The organism is Mycobacterium lehmannii (assembly GCF_001499925.1).
Classification (GTDB): Bacteria; Actinomycetota; Actinomycetes; order Mycobacteriales; family Mycobacteriaceae; genus Mycobacterium; species Mycobacterium lehmannii.
In genome coordinates this window covers 1-13,564 of the sequence record NZ_LQIR01000010.1, presented here as the reverse complement: position 1 = coordinate 13,564, position 13,564 = coordinate 1, and the positions used below count along the sequence as shown (strand labels likewise).

General features: G+C 66.2%; 13 protein-coding genes. 11 read left to right on the top strand and 2 right to left on the bottom strand.

What is annotated here, in order from left to right; all coding sequences use genetic code 11:
• Positions 1-59: 59 nt before the first annotated feature.
• The 3 genes from AU192_RS07135 (at position 60) to AU192_RS07125 (ending at position 3,831) form a co-directional block, all read left to right on the top strand.
• A complete protein-coding gene (locus tag AU192_RS07135; protein WP_318255017.1) occupies positions 60-773 on the top strand; it encodes a DUF1326 domain-containing protein in 714 nt (237 codons plus the stop codon).
• Positions 774-1,164: 391 nt separating this feature from the next.
• The gene (locus AU192_RS07130; protein WP_064395101.1) at positions 1,165-3,435 is read left to right on the top strand and encodes a catalase; all 2,271 of its coding nucleotides are present in this window, start codon (positions 1,165-1,167) and stop codon (positions 3,433-3,435) included.
• A 117-nt stretch (positions 3,436-3,552) separates the two neighbouring features.
• The gene (locus AU192_RS07125; protein WP_064395100.1) at positions 3,553-3,831 is read left to right on the top strand and encodes a DUF732 domain-containing protein; all 279 of its coding nucleotides are present in this window, start codon (positions 3,553-3,555) and stop codon (positions 3,829-3,831) included.
• Positions 3,832-3,847: 16 nt separating this feature from the next.
• Here AU192_RS07125 and AU192_RS07120 read toward each other — a convergent pair whose 3' ends face one another.
• Positions 3,848-4,702 (bottom strand): SDR family NAD(P)-dependent oxidoreductase, encoded by an 855-nt coding sequence (locus tag AU192_RS07120; RefSeq protein ID WP_064395099.1) that lies wholly within the window; start codon positions 4,700-4,702, stop codon positions 3,848-3,850.
• A gap of 140 nt (positions 4,703-4,842) precedes the next feature.
• On the opposite strand from AU192_RS07120, the gene AU192_RS07115 reads away from it, so the two are divergent.
• Positions 4,843-5,433 carry a TetR/AcrR family transcriptional regulator gene (locus AU192_RS07115; protein WP_064395098.1) on the top strand — a complete coding sequence of 197 codons (591 nt, stop codon included), beginning with the start codon at positions 4,843-4,845 and terminating at the stop codon, positions 5,431-5,433.
• 13 nt (positions 5,434-5,446) lie between these two features.
• On the opposite strand, the gene AU192_RS07110 is transcribed toward AU192_RS07115, so the two are convergent.
• Positions 5,447-6,475, bottom strand: a complete 1,029-nt coding sequence (locus AU192_RS07110) for a fused (3R)-hydroxyacyl-ACP dehydratase subunits HadA/HadB (RefSeq protein ID WP_064395097.1) — start codon at positions 6,473-6,475, stop codon at positions 5,447-5,449.
• A gap of 160 nt (positions 6,476-6,635) precedes the next feature.
• Here AU192_RS07110 and AU192_RS07105 point away from each other — a divergent pair, with 160 nt between their 5' ends.
• The 7 genes from AU192_RS07105 to AU192_RS07075 form a co-directional block, all read left to right on the top strand.
• Positions 6,636-7,634: a glycoside hydrolase family 6 protein gene (locus AU192_RS07105; RefSeq protein ID WP_064395096.1), complete on the top strand. Its 999-nt coding sequence runs from the start codon at positions 6,636-6,638 to the stop codon at positions 7,632-7,634.
• 38 nt (positions 7,635-7,672) lie between these two features.
• Complete coding sequence (locus AU192_RS07100; protein WP_064395095.1) at positions 7,673-8,245, top strand: COG4315 family predicted lipoprotein; 573 nt, start codon at positions 7,673-7,675, stop codon at positions 8,243-8,245.
• 57 nt (positions 8,246-8,302) lie between these two features.
• Entirely contained in the window at positions 8,303-9,133 is an 831-nt protein-coding gene (locus AU192_RS07095; RefSeq protein WP_064395145.1) for an LLM class F420-dependent oxidoreductase, read from the top strand.
• A 160-nt stretch (positions 9,134-9,293) separates the two neighbouring features.
• Positions 9,294-10,499 carry an acyl-CoA dehydrogenase family protein gene (locus tag AU192_RS07090; RefSeq protein ID WP_064395094.1) on the top strand — a complete coding sequence of 402 codons (1,206 nt, stop codon included), beginning with the start codon at positions 9,294-9,296 and terminating at the stop codon, positions 10,497-10,499.
• On the top strand, positions 10,492-11,667 hold the full coding sequence (locus AU192_RS07085) for an acyl-CoA dehydrogenase family protein (RefSeq protein WP_064395093.1): 1,176 nt from the start codon (positions 10,492-10,494) through the stop codon (positions 11,665-11,667). The genes AU192_RS07090 and AU192_RS07085 overlap by 8 nt, the downstream gene beginning before the upstream one ends.
• A gap of 115 nt (positions 11,668-11,782) precedes the next feature.
• On the top strand, positions 11,783-12,922 hold the full coding sequence (locus tag AU192_RS07080; protein ID WP_064395092.1) for a glycoside hydrolase 5 family protein: 1,140 nt from the start codon (positions 11,783-11,785) through the stop codon (positions 12,920-12,922).
• Between the two features lie 130 nt (positions 12,923-13,052).
• Positions 13,053-13,564: DUF222 domain-containing protein (locus AU192_RS07075; RefSeq protein WP_120275482.1), on the top strand; the 512-nt coding region annotated here is incomplete at its 3' end.

Genomic DNA, 13,564 nt, shown 5'->3' with positions numbered 1-13,564 from the left:
AGCGGTTACCCTGAGACCGGCTGTATACCCCCGGGGGGTATGAGAGAAGGGAACCCACTGTGTCCACGAATCCGACCGCTATCGACTGGCATCTGCGGGGCGACTGGTTTGATGTGTGCAGCTGTAAGTTGCCCTGCCCATGCAGTTTTGCTCAAGAACCCACGCACGGCGACTGCCTGTTCACTCTCGTCTGGCATATTCGGGAGGGCCATTACGGCGAGGCCGATCTCTCCGGGCTGAATGTGGTCTCTCTGGGGGAATTCACCGGGAACATGTGGGTCGGTGATCCGGACGCCATGATGAGGTTGATGTTCTATATCGACGCCGCCGCCGACGGAGTCCAGCGTCATGCGCTGGAGCGGATCTTCACCGGCAAGGAAGGCGGCTGGCCTGCCCAGTTTGCAAGTCTGATCGCTGATCTGCGGGGCATCGAATACGCACCTATCACGTTCGAATCCGCCGACGACCTGGCCCACTGGCGCGCCGAGATCCCCGCAAAGGTCGACGTGCGGGTTGTCGCGCTCACTGGTCCCACGTCCGATCCGAATCGGCGTGTCACCACCGTCAACGCTCCTGGCGCCGAGGTCGGTCCCGGGCAGGTCGCCACATGGGGCGTCGTCGGGCGTGATCACGCCGTCGGGTTCGAGTGGTCGCACGAGTACCACGGCGGCTCGAGTAAACACTTTCCCTTCGACTGGCGGCCCGATGGCCGTTACGCCGATGAGCGGGCAGCGACCCCAACCGAAGCATCACCATGCACGTGCCACACCTGAATCCGGTAAGAGGTGTGGGGCGATTTCGTCCGTGGGGGAACGCTCAGCGAAGCAGCGGCCCGTACAGGCACGTGGAGTATCTCCTGTCGCCCTAACCCGGTGGCGGACGCGGTCGTCGCGTCGGGGTTGCGACCCATACGAGTGAAGTCGCGCTCGGGTGTTGCGCCCCGTCGCGAAGTAGCAGCTCCAACCCAGGCGCGGCGGTGACAAGTGTGCGACGGCCCGCAACAACGTTCACCCGGCTCGCGGTCAAACATCGCATCGCGTCTCGTCACCTGAGTTCTGACACGTTTCAAGTACCCCCGTAGTGGAAACCCGCCGCCGCAAGCGGGCTCGGCGCGATTCGACAGTCGTTGGGTCCCGGAAACAACCCCGCGGGAGGAAAAGACCGATGGCGGATGACCGCGCACCCAAGGAAGCCGTCAAAGGCATCGTCGAGGAGGCCAAGGGCAAGGCCAAGGAAGCGGCCGGGGCGCTGATCGGGAACGAAGAGCTCAGGCGCGAGGGCAAGGCCGAACAACCCAATCCGTCGTACATTCCCGGTGCGCCAGGTCCGGAGGCCCCGTCGATCGACGAGCCGACGGCGCCGCGCGACCCACTGCCGCCCAAGGTCGATCAGGGTGCGCCCGAACTGCGAACGGCCACGGGTGCTCCCGCCGAGGGACCATTGACCGCCCGAGGCCAACAGGGTGCCTACCTCACCACCACGCAAGGCGCGCGGCTGTATGACACCGACCACTCCCTAAAGGCCGGCGAGCGCGGGCCGACTCTGTTGCAGGACCATCACCTTCGCGAGAAGATCACCCACTTCGACCACGAACGCATTCCGGAGCGGGTGGTGCACGCCCGCGGCGCCGGCGCGCATGGTGTGTTCCGCGGCAATGGGGCCGCCGAAAAGATCTGCAAGGCAGAGTTTTTGAAGTCCGGCGAGGAAACCGAGGTCTTCGTCCGCTTCTCGACGGTGCTCGGCAATCGCGGCTCGGCCGACACGGTGCGTGACACCCGCGGGTTCGCGACCAAGTTCTACACGAAGGAAGGCACCTTCGATCTCGTCGGTAACAACATCCCGGTGTTCTTCATCCAGGACGGCATCAAGTTCCCCGACGTCGTGCACGCCGCCAAGCCGCATCCGGACCGCGAGATCCCGCAGGCCCAAAGCGCGCACGACACCTTCTGGGATTTCGTGTCGCTGCACACCGAAGCCCAGGCGCACACCATGTGGAACATGTCCGACCGTGGGATCCCGCGGTCCTACCGGATGATGGAGGGCTTCGGAGTCCACACCTTCCGGTTGATCGGGTCGGACGGATCGACGTCGCTCGTGAAGTTCCACTGGAAGCCGCGACTCGGGGTGCACTCCCAGGTCTGGGAGGAGGCGCAGATCACCGCCGGGGTGGATCCCGACTTCCATCGCCGCGACCTCGCGGACGCGATCGAGAAGGGCGTCTACCCCGAGTGGGATCTCGGCGTGCAGGTCTTCCCAGACACGCCGGAGCAGATGTTCGAGGGCATCGACCTGCTCGACCCCACGAAGATCGTGCCGGAGGAACTGGCCCCGGTGCAGGTCATCGGAACGATGCAGCTCAACCGCAACGTGACGAACTTCTTCGCCGAAACCGAGCAGGTCGCTTTCCATCCCGGCCACCTGGTGCCCGGTATCGACATCACCGACGACCCGCTGCTTCAGGCGCGGCTGTTCTCGTACCTCGACACCCAGATCACCAGGCTGGCGGGTCCGAACTTCAGCCACATCCCGATCAACCGGCCGCACGCTCCGGTCAACGACATGTTCCGCGACGGGTTCCACCAGAGCGGCGTGCATCCCGGTGTGGCGCCGTACAAGCCGAACTCCCTCGACGGCGGTTGCCCGTTCCTCGCGGGGGCGGATACCGGCGCGTTCATCGAGGTGCCGACCGTCGTTCCCGAATCGACGAAACGCCGCGACGCCCCGGCCACCTACGACGACCACTTCAGCCAGGTGACGCAGTTCTACCGCAGCCTGAGCGCGGTCGAACAGGAGCACGTCGCCGAGGCGTACACCTTCGAACTCGGCAAGTGCTACGAGCAGGCGGTCAAGGAGCGCCAACTGGTGGCGCTGGCGAACATCGACCCCGAACTGTGCGCGAAGGTGGCCGAGGGGTTGGGCCTCGAGGCGCCGGCTCCCACCGTGGTCCCCGCGGACCCTGAGGTGCTCAGTCCCGCGTTGTCGCAAGTTGGACAGGAGTGGCCGGTCGAGGGCCGCCAGATCGGCATACTCACGGGTCCGGACTCCGATCTCGCCGGTGTGGCGGCCGCCGTCGCCGCGATCGCGAACGCCAAGAACGTGCCGTTCGTGGTCGGCACGCACGGCGGCACCCTCGAGCATGACGGTGGTGCCATTCCCATCTCGCGCACCTATGCCACCGCTCGTTCGGTGGAGTTCGACGCGATACTCATCGCGGGGTCGCCGGCCAACGCGAAGGCGAAAACGATCGTCGACGAGATGTTCCGACACCACAAGGCGATCGCGATGCTGCCCGAGGGGACCGAGCTTGCTGGCACCGTAGCGGTTCCGACCGATGGGCCCGGGCTGTTCTCCGGCTCCGACACGGCGACCCTGGTGCAGTCACTGCTCAACGCGCTCGGCCAACACCGGGTGTGGGATCGGGTGGTCCTGCCCTGACGGACGCGCGAAGCCAGCCGCGGCGCTGAACGAGGTTTGCTGAAAGCGCCACGGGTGCATCGTCGCGGGCATACCATCGACCTGCCTGAGCAAGGGATCCGTCGATGGAGGTTCGACATGTTTCCCGTGATGCGCCTTGGAGCCGGACTCGCGACCCTCGCAGTCGTCTTGGCCGCACCGGCCGGTGCGACCGAGGACGAATTCGTGCGTGACCTTCAACCCCGGTATTCATTCCTGACCGCGGAGGAGTTGCTCACGCAGGGCTACCGGGCCTGCGCCGCCACCAGCGTCGGTGTCCTGGCGCCGGATGCGGTCAATATGATCAGCGCCGACCTCGGCATCTCGACGGGCGCGGCGATGGACATCGTCAGCCGCGCGCTACTCCGGCTCTGCTGAAACGCGCGGCCCCGCGTCACCGCACCAGGGTGGCCCCACCATCCAGGCGGATCTGTTGTCCGGTCATGAACCGTGATTCGTCGGCGAGCAGATACAGGGCGGCATACGCCGATTCCCATACGCTGCCGCGGCCCATCTTCAGCTTGACGACCTCGCTGTGCCGTTCGGTCGCCTCGTCGGCGTTCAATCCGAACAACGACTGCGACTCCCGGTTGGCCAGCACGGAGTCGATGGGACCCAACATCAATGTGTTGACCCGGATTCCGGCCTCGGCGAACTGAACGGCGGCCAGTTCGGTGATGTGATTCAGACCGCTTTTGCCCAGTGCGTAGGGCATGATGCCGATGTTCAGCCCGAGCTCGTTCTTGACGCTGGCGATCGACGAGATGTTGACGATGCTTCCGGTGGTGTCGCCGGGATTCCTCTCCATGCATTGGGCGGCAAAGAGATTGCAGTGGTAGCAGCCGAGCATGTTGACGTTGATGCCGTAGTTGAAGTTCTCGACGGTCATCGAGTTCGAGTCGAAGTCGAACGGGGGATTGGTGGCGGCGCTGTAGACCATCCCGTCCACACGGCCGCTGCTCGCCATCGCCGTATCGAAGATGTTCTGGCAGTCGCCTTTGTCGGCGACATCGGCTTCGACGGCGTAGGCCCGGCCGCCTTCGGCGGTGATCATCTCAACTGTTTCCTGCACCGCCGTGGGGTTCAGGTCGACGGCCACGATCTCTGCGCCGTGGCGCGCGGCCAGAATCGAGATGGCGCGTCCGTTCCCCATGCCGGGGCCGGCGCTCTGCCCGGCACCCACGACGACGACGACTTTGCCGGACAGGTCGAACGCCGTGCGATCCCTTCGGTCAAAGTCGGTTGACATGGTTCTCCTCGTTGCGGGTTTCGGGGCGGGTCCGCCTGACCAATCGTAAAGGCAACTCCTGACCAACCGTACAGCAGTCTCCTGTACGACTGGTCAGCTAGAGTGGGCGGTTGAAAGTAATCCGACAGAGAGACATCTGTGTGAGCGAGCACTCCTCGGAGGCCGGTCCGACCAGGCAACGCCTCATCGACGTGGCGATCGAGTTGTTCAAACAACACAGCGTCGCAGGCACGTCGCTGCAGATGATCTCTGACGAGCTAGGGCTTACCAAGTCCGCCATCTACCACCACTTCCGCACCCGCGACGAACTCCTGACCGCGGTGATGGAACCGCTCATCGGTGAGGTCGCCGCGATCGTCGCCGCAGCCGACGCTCAGCGCTCAGCCCGTGCTCGCGCCGACCGTCTGCTGTGTGGATACGCCGCGCTGGCGGCCGCGAATCGTGAACTGATACCGCTGTTCACCGGAGACCCAACCGTCGCCGCATTGCTGCGGGCACGGACGGATTGGGCCGCGGTCGTCGACCGTCAGATGGGCCTGCTCGCGGATGTGGAACCCGGGTTGGCCGGTCAGGTGAAAGCGGCGCTCGTGATGTCGGGGATCGCCTCCGCCGCGGGCGTCGACTACGGCGACGTCGACGAGGACACACTGCGCGAGAAGCTGATCGCTGCCGGTCGCCGCACACTCGGATTGCGGACGCCACCGGGGCGCGACGCGCGGCCCGACAGCTGAGCCGTGCCGAGTCTCAGCGGAAGCGGATGTTCATCGTCGCCAGGCCGAAGATCTTCTTCCCCGCGGATCGCGCCGCCACCACGATCACACCCGATCGGGTCGCCGGATCCAGCGACTTGATCCTGCCGCTGAACTCGATGTCGGCGCCTTCCTCGGCGGAGACGATCGCGGGTGCGGACAGCCGGACCGCGTAGCGGGTCACCGCTCCCGGGTCACCCGACCAGGCCGAGACGAATCCGGCACCGAGGCCCATGGTGAGCATGCCGTGGGCGATGACGTCGGGCAGTCCGGCCAGCTTGGCGATGTCCTCGTCCCAGTGGATCGGGTTGGCGTCCCCGGCGACGCCGGCGTAGTTGACCAGATCGCCGCGGGACAACCGGGTGTGGCGCACCGGGAGCTCGTCGCCGACCTTCACCTCGTCGAACGACGGTGTGCCCGGTGGGCGGTCCGAACCGTCGGCGATTCGGGCCTCGCCCTCGGGCCGGACAGTCTTCTCGTATGTGCCGTCGGCTCCGCTGACCGCGAAGATGTCTACGTCGTGCATCATCTTGGCGTGAACGGCGGTCATGATGTCCGGATCCACGTCTTCGCTGGTCAGCCCTACCACGGTGGTGTGCAGGGTGTGCACCCGCTCGCCTGCGGTGTCGGTGAAGGTGTTGGTGACGGTGATCAGATCCCGCCCTGCGATCCTGCGCACCGACGTCAACTCGACGTCGATGACCAGCTCGTCGCCGGCCACCATCGGGCGGTGCTGCTCGAAGACCTCTTCGGTCTGCAGGTAGGTGTCGTAACCGACGACCACCTGCTCGAACATGCGGCGGTTACACGACATGGCCGGGGCCGACGTGAACGTCAGCGGTGCCACCAGACCCGAATATCCCAGCTCAGCGGCCGCTTCGACGTCCCAGTGCGCGGGGTGGTAGTCCTGCACAGCGCGGGCGTATTCGCGCACCTTCTCGCGGCCGATGAGATAGGGGTCGGCCATCCGGTACCAATGGCCGATCCGCGCTTCGATAGCCGACGTTTCAGGTGCTGCGGTCATAGATCTGCTCATCTTTTCTGCCGGTTTGTCGGTAAGGCCGACCCCAGCACACTAACGCGCGCAAACCTCGAACCCTCGCGAGCATGGCCGCAGGCTGCACAGTCGGTTACCAGGGCCGGATTGGCGAGGCCGATCAAGAGCCATTAATTTCCCTGGGGTGATGTCCTCAGCTGTTCGCGCCGTCTCGCGATTGACCGCACCCGTGCTCACCCTGGCGGTCGTCGCCTCCGCGGGGCTTCTCGCCGGCCCGGTGTCGCAGGGCCCGGCGCCGACGGTGCGCTTGGCCAGCGAGGGCAACCCCTTGGCGGGTAAGCCCTTCTACGTCAACCCGACGTCCAAGGCGATGCGCGCCGCGCAAGCTGCGGACCCGCCCAGCCCCGAGCTGTCCGCGGTCGCCAACACACCGCAGGCCTATTGGCTGGTGCCGGGCTCGTCGGCGTCGACGGTGGCGAAGTATGCGGGCGATGCGCAGGCCGCCGGTGCCCTACCGGTGTTCGCCATCTACGGGATTCCCCACCGCGACTGCGGAAGTTTCGCCGCGGGAGGCCACGGATCCGGTGAGGCGTATCGGCAGTGGATCGACGGCATTGCCGCCGACATCGGCCCGGTGCCCGCGGCGGTCATCGTCGAACCCGACGCGCTCGCCATGGCCGACTGTCTGTCCGGGGATCAGCGTCAGGAACGCTTCGACCTGATCCGCTACGCCGTGGACACCTTGACCCGTAACCCGTCGACCGCGGTGTACGTCGACGCGGGCCACCTGCGCTGGCACAGCCCGGAGGAGATGGCGTCTCGGCTCAACCAGGCCGGCGTCGCCGGCGCGCGGGGATTCAGCCTCAACGTTGCGAACTTCTTCACCACCGAAGATGAAATCGGTTACGGCGAAGCGATCTCGGGCCTGACGAACGGTAAGCACTACGTGATCGACACGTCCCGCAATGGGAACGGTCCGGCGGAGGGCGAGCTCTATTGGTGCAATCCCAGCGGACGGGCTCTGGGCGTCGCGCCCACTACGGCCACTGCGGGTCCGCACGCCGACGCCTATCTGTGGGTCAAGCGGCCCGGCGAATCCGACGGGACATGCGGCAAGGGTGACCCGCCCGCCGGTGATTTCGTCAACCAGTACGTGATCGAGTTGGCGCGCAACGCGGGCCGCTGACACGTTTGAGCGCTGACAACGAAGGAAATGGATTGATCATGCCCTCGCCACGAACGTTGCCGACGTGCGCCTCGATCCTGATGGTCAGCCTGATGGTGCTGTCCGGATGCGCCGCGCTCGAGAACAAGGAGACCCACAGTACGGCGACGGCAGAGTCCGGCATCCAGACGCCGTTGGCCGCTCCGCGCACCGAGCCGCGCACCCCGGCACCGAATCCACCCCCGTCGGTCGAGCGCAAGCTGCCGATCGGCGATGTCTCGCTTGGGATCGACAACCGCGGCGACCTCGGGCAGATCATCGTCGACAGCACCGGGCGCACGCTGTACGTCTTCTCGCAGGACGCTCCGAACGAACCGACGTGCTACGGCGAATGCGCCGACACCTGGCTGCCACTGTTGGCGGACGCCGATCCGGCCGGCGGCGTCGGCATCGACGTGGCGTCGGCCAGGACGGTGCCGCGTCGCGACGGCCGCGAGCAGGTGACGTACCGCGGCCATCCCCTCTATCGCTATGCGGGCGATCAGACCGACAGGGACGCCAACGGGCAGGGTCTCGACATGTTCGGCGGGGAATGGCATGTGCTTACCAAGTTCGGTGAACCGCTGGCCTGAGGAATAGCCGCGTCGTTCGCCGGTGTTGGCATGCGCATCGACGGAAGCGAGAGCGGCATGGACTTCGGGATTTCGACATTCGTCAATGACGACACCATCGACACTGTGTCGTTGGCCCGCGCCATCGAGGAGCGGGGCTTTCACGCACTCGTGGTCGCCGAGCACACCCACATACCGGCCAGCAGACAGTCGCCGTATCCGATGGGCGGGGACCTGCCGAAGGTCTACTACCGGACCCTGGATCCGTTCGTGACGCTGGCCGCGGCAGCCGCGGTGACGACGAAGATCCAACTGGTCACCGGGATTGCGCTGCTGATCCAGCGCGATCCGATCACCACCGCCAAGGAGGCGGCCAGCATCGACGTGATCTCGGACGGCCGGTTCGTGTTCGGTGTGGGCGCGGGGTGGAACATCGAGGAGCTGCGCCACCACGGCACCGACCCCAAGACCCGCGGTGCGCTGCTGGATGAACGCATCGAGGCGATCAAAACGCTGTGGACCAATGAACCCGCCGAGTATCACGGACGCTTCGTCGACTTCGACTCCTCATTCCTGCGTCCCAAACCGGTGCAGAAACCGCATCCACCCATCGTGGTCGGCGGCGACTCCGATGCAACGGTCAAGCGGGTGATCCGTCATGGAGCCGGCTGGATCTCCAATCCACTGCCGGTCGAGAGGCTCGCCAAACGCATCGACCAGATGCGCGAGGGTGCGGGCCACGACGTCCCGTTGACGACCTTCGGGACGCCTGCGAATCCGGATTATTGGCGCGCGCTCGAGGACCTCGGCTACCGGCAGGCAAACCTGCTGCTACCCACCAAACCGCACGATGAGTCGCTGCGGCTGCTCGACGACTACGCGGACAAGATCGCCAAGTACCGCGGCTAAGTCAGCACGGCTAAGTCAGCGCGAGCGACCGCGTCTGCACGGCGACACGCCGTAACGAGAGGTACAAAGGCGGTCGCTCGCACACGCCAAGCGCCCAAGCAGAGCCCGAATTGAGGAGCCCGCCGATACTCGACGCGCGTCGAGTTTCTATCGTGACTGCATGAGCAATGACGCTGATGCCGGTCGGGTCGCCGAACTGGCGCGCGGGGTCGTCGCCGACCACGACCCGAAGAGCGTGCCGATTCCCGAATTCCTCGGCGCGTGCTATGACGCCGGTCTGACCTGGGTGCACTTTCCCGAAGGCCTCGGTGGGCTCGGGGTGTCCCGCGGTCTGCAGGCCGTCGCCGACCGCATCCTGCAGGGCGCGGGCGGCCCGGTGCCCCTCGGGCTCAACCCGATGGGCTACGGCATGGCCGCGCCGACCATCCGCGAACACGCCCAGACCGAGGACGTCAAACGAAATTGGTTGCGCCCGTTGGCAACCACCGACGACCTGTGGTGCCAGTTGTTCTCCGAGCCGGGCGCAGGCTCCGACTTGGCCGGGCTTGCGACATCGGCCGTGCGTGACGGAGACGACTGGGTCATCAACGGTCAGAAGGTGTGGACCAGCCTCGCGCACCGAGCGCGCTGGGGACTGCTGCTCGCGCGCACCAATCCCGATGTGCCCAAGCACAAGGGCCTGACGTACTTCGTCATCGACATGCACGGGGCCGGCGTCGAGACGCGACCGCTACGCCAGATGACGGGCCAGGCCGAGTTCAACGAGGTCTACTTCAGCGACGCCCGCATCCCGGACAAGCACCGCCTCGGCGAGGTCGACAACGGCTGGGCCGTCGCGATGACGACGCTGATGAACGAACGCACCGCACTCGGCGGCAGTGGCAGCAGGCGCGGCGCAGGCACCATCGCCGATGCGACCGGGCTGTGGGCATCGCGACCCGAGCGCCACACCCCGGTGCTGCGGGACCGGCTCACACAGCTGTGGCTGCGCTCGGAGGCGCAACGGCTCACCTCCGAACGCTCACGCGCGGCCGCGACGGTCGGCGGACCCGGCCCGGAGGGGTCGGTCGGCAAGTTGGTCGGCGCCGAGCTCAACCAGGACATCTACCAGTGGTGCATGGATTTCCTTGGCCCCGAGGGGATTTTGTACCACGGCTATCAGCAGGGTAGCGGGCACACGGTCGCAAAAAGGGACAGTGACTGGCAGGGGCCCATCCAGCAGCGGTACCTGCGAAGCAGGGCCAACACCATCGAAGGCGGTACGTCTGAGGTGATGCGGAACATCCTCGGGGAACGCATCCTTGGACTGCCCGGCGACCTGCGTGCCGACGCCGGCATGCCATGGAAGGAGATTCCCCGTGGTTGACAGCCCAGCCTCGCAGGCCGAGTACAAATTCACCGAAGAACAGGGCCAATTACGCGATGCGGTGCGCAAGTTCAGCGCCGAACACTTCTCCGAAGAGACCGTCCGCGGGTTGATGGAGTCCGACCCGCCGTTCGATCCCAAGGTCTGGGCCCGACTCGGCGGCGAGCTCGGCGTGCTCGGTCTGTCGGTGCCCGAGGCCGACGGAGGAGTCGGCGGAACGCTCATCGATCAGGCCGTGGCCATCGAGGAGCTCGGGGCACGGTTGGCGTGTGGGCCGCTGTTCGGCACGGTGTACCTGGCGATCCCGGCCCTCGTGGCCGCCTCGTCAGGGCCGGTGCGCGACGAGCTGCTCGGCGACCTCGTCGAGGGTCGGCGCACAGCGGCGTTCGCCGTGGTGGACCGCGCCGGCACGTTCGATCCGGACGCCGTCTCGGTGTCGGCTTCCGGAGATGCGTTGACAGGCACGGTGACTCAGGTCGTCGACGGCGGCATCGCCGACGTCCTGTTGGTCGCCGCGCGTGACGGTGACGCCGTCGCCTTGTATGCCGTCGACGGCACCGCCGACGGAGTGCAGCGCACACCGCTGGCCACGCTCGACCTCACCCGCTCCGAGGCGAACGTAGCGTTCACCGATGCGCCTGCCCGCGTGATCGCCGGGGCCGAGGAAGCCACCCGGGTCATCGACCATGCGCTGCAGGTCGGTGCGGCGCTGCTTGCCGTGGAGCAGGTGGGCGCGGCTCAGCATCTGCTCGACCTGTCAGTGGATTATGCGAAGTCGCGGTTGCAGTTCGGCAGGCCGATCGGGTCGTTCCAAGCGGTCAAGCACCGGCTCGCGAACCTGCTCGTCGACGTCGAGCACGCGAGGTCGGCTGCCTATCATGCGATCTGGGCGCTGGCGGACGGATCCGACGATCCTGCACTGGCCACCAGCATCGCCCAGGCGGTCTGCTCGGGCGCCCTGACCCACGTCGCCAACGACACCATTCAGGTGCACGGTGGCATCGGGTTCACCTGGGAACACCAAGCCCATCTCTATTACAAGCGCGCCGCGACGAACGCGGTTCTGCTGGGCAGCACCGAGGAGCACAGGGACCGGGTCGCGGCGATGGTGCTCGACGGCGCGGAGGCCGAGCGGGTGCCACGGGTTGCCGACGGGCTGACCGTCTGAGCCTGTCTCGTCAGGGTGACTTGCGTCACCTGATTGATAACGATTCGAAACCTGTTGCGTTGCAAGATGAGACACGAGGACCGAACAGCTCGGGTGTGAACACTATGTTCACAAGGTGCGCCGGCGAACCGCCCTCAAACTCCCGCTGTACCTCGCAGCCGCCGCGGCGCTGACCAAGCTGCCGTCCGCCGCTGCGGCCGAGACGGGGCGGTGGTCGGCTGACCGCGCCAACGCCTGGTATGGGGAGCAGGGCTGGCTGCTGGGCGCCAACTATGTCACTTCGAATGCAGTCAACCAGCTCGAGATGTTCCAGGCGGGCACCTACGATCCGCGCCGTATCGCCGGTGAGCTCAGCGTGGCCAGGCGGATCGGGATGAACACCATGCGGGTGTTCCTGCACGACCAGCTGTGGGCGGCGGACCGAGCCGGATTCAGCCAGCGGCTGTCCCAGTTCGTCTCCATCGCGGCAAGCCACAACATCAAACCGCTGTTCGTGCTGTTCGACTCGTGCTGGGATCCGTTGCCCAAGGCCGGCCCCCAACGCGCGCCGATCAAGGGAGTGCACAACTCGGGCTGGGTGCAAAGCCCCGGCGCTCACCGCCTGGAGGACCCGGCCTACACCCGCGTGCTGCAGAGCTATGTCACCGGCGTGGTCGGCCAGTTCCGCAACGATCCGCGTGTTCTCGGGTGGGACGTGTGGAACGAGCCGGACAACCCCGCGAAGGACTACCGCAAGGTCGAGCACGCGGACAAGCTGAAGCTGGTCACGGCGTTCCTGCCGCACGTGTTCCAGTGGGTGCGAGCGGTCAAGCCGATTCAGCCGTTGACCAGTGGCGTGTGGCAGGGCCATTGGCGCGACCCCGGCAGCCGCAGTGAGATCGCCAGCCTGCAGCTCGAGCTTTCCGACATCATCAGCTTCCATAGCTACGCTGAACCGTCCGAGTTCGAGGACCGCATCGACGAGCTCGCCCCGCTGGGCCGGCCGATCCTGTGCACCGAGTACCTCGCCCGCAACCTTGGCAGCACGGTCGAGGGCATCCTGCCGATTGCCAAGCGACGCAACGTCGGTGCCTACAACTGGGGCTTCGTCGCGGGGCGGACGCAGACGTACCTTCCGTGGGACTCCTGGAACGATCCGTACACGACGCTTCCGGAGACGTGGTTCAGCGATCTGATCCACCCCGACGGTCGGGCGCACGACGACAACGAGATCCGTTTCATCCAGAAGCTCGCCGGGTTGAGCGCCGCAAGCTAGATCCGCATCGGCGCGTACGGCTTTGCCGGAATCGGGTCGGTGGCGGAAGTTTTCGGCATTCGAGACCCAATCTTGGCTGGGTGGACGGTGGGCGGCGAGATTTGTCGGTGGGTGGTGTCATGATGCGGTTATGACGTTGACCGCACCCGGGCAGGCCCAGGAGTTGTCGCCCGATGAGCGGCTGGGCGCGCAGTTCGCTGCGCTGGAGGAGTTGGCGGGTCAACGCAACGCCATCGATGGGCGCATCGTGGACATCGTCGCCCAGATCGAGCGGGAGGGGGCGTGGGGGGCTACCGGTGCGCGCTCGGTCAAAGCGTTGGTGGCCTGGAAGCTGGGCCTGTCCGATACCACCGCCAAAACGATCACCGCCATCGCGCATCGCATCGAGGAGTTTCCCCGCTGCACCGAACAACTACGCCAGGGACAGTTGTCGGCCGATCAGGTCGGGGTGATCGCCCAACACGCCGCCACCGGATCTGATGAGCACTATGCGCAGCTGGCGTCGGTGGCCACCGTCAGCCAACTGCGCTTTGCAGCCAAACTCGAACCGCGCCCTGAGCCCGAACGCCCCGCACCTTCCCCCGAACCGTCGCTGACCAAAACCGTCGGCGAGCAGTCCACCACCTACCGCATCACCCTGCC

Bases quoted from the DNA above. Each gene is read 5' to 3' on its own strand.
- AU192_RS07105 (WP_064395096.1), top strand. From the start codon at position 6,636: ATGTCCTCAGCTGTTCGCGCCGTCTCGCGATTGACCGCACCCGTGCTC.
- AU192_RS07100 (WP_064395095.1), top strand. From the start codon at position 7,673: ATGCCCTCGCCACGAACGTTGCCGACGTGCGCCTCGATCCTGATGGTC.
- AU192_RS07095 (WP_064395145.1), top strand. From the start codon at position 8,303: ATGGACTTCGGGATTTCGACATTCGTCAATGACGACACCATCGACACT.
- AU192_RS07120 (WP_064395099.1), bottom strand. From the start codon at position 4,702: ATGTCAACCGACTTTGACCGAAGGGATCGCACGGCGTTCGACCTGTCC.
- AU192_RS07090 (WP_064395094.1), top strand. From the start codon at position 9,294: ATGAGCAATGACGCTGATGCCGGTCGGGTCGCCGAACTGGCGCGCGGG.
- AU192_RS07125 (WP_064395100.1), top strand. From the start codon at position 3,553: ATGTTTCCCGTGATGCGCCTTGGAGCCGGACTCGCGACCCTCGCAGTC.
- AU192_RS07130 (WP_064395101.1), top strand. From the start codon at position 1,165: ATGGCGGATGACCGCGCACCCAAGGAAGCCGTCAAAGGCATCGTCGAG.
- AU192_RS07110 (WP_064395097.1), bottom strand. From the start codon at position 6,475: ATGACCGCAGCACCTGAAACGTCGGCTATCGAAGCGCGGATCGGCCAT.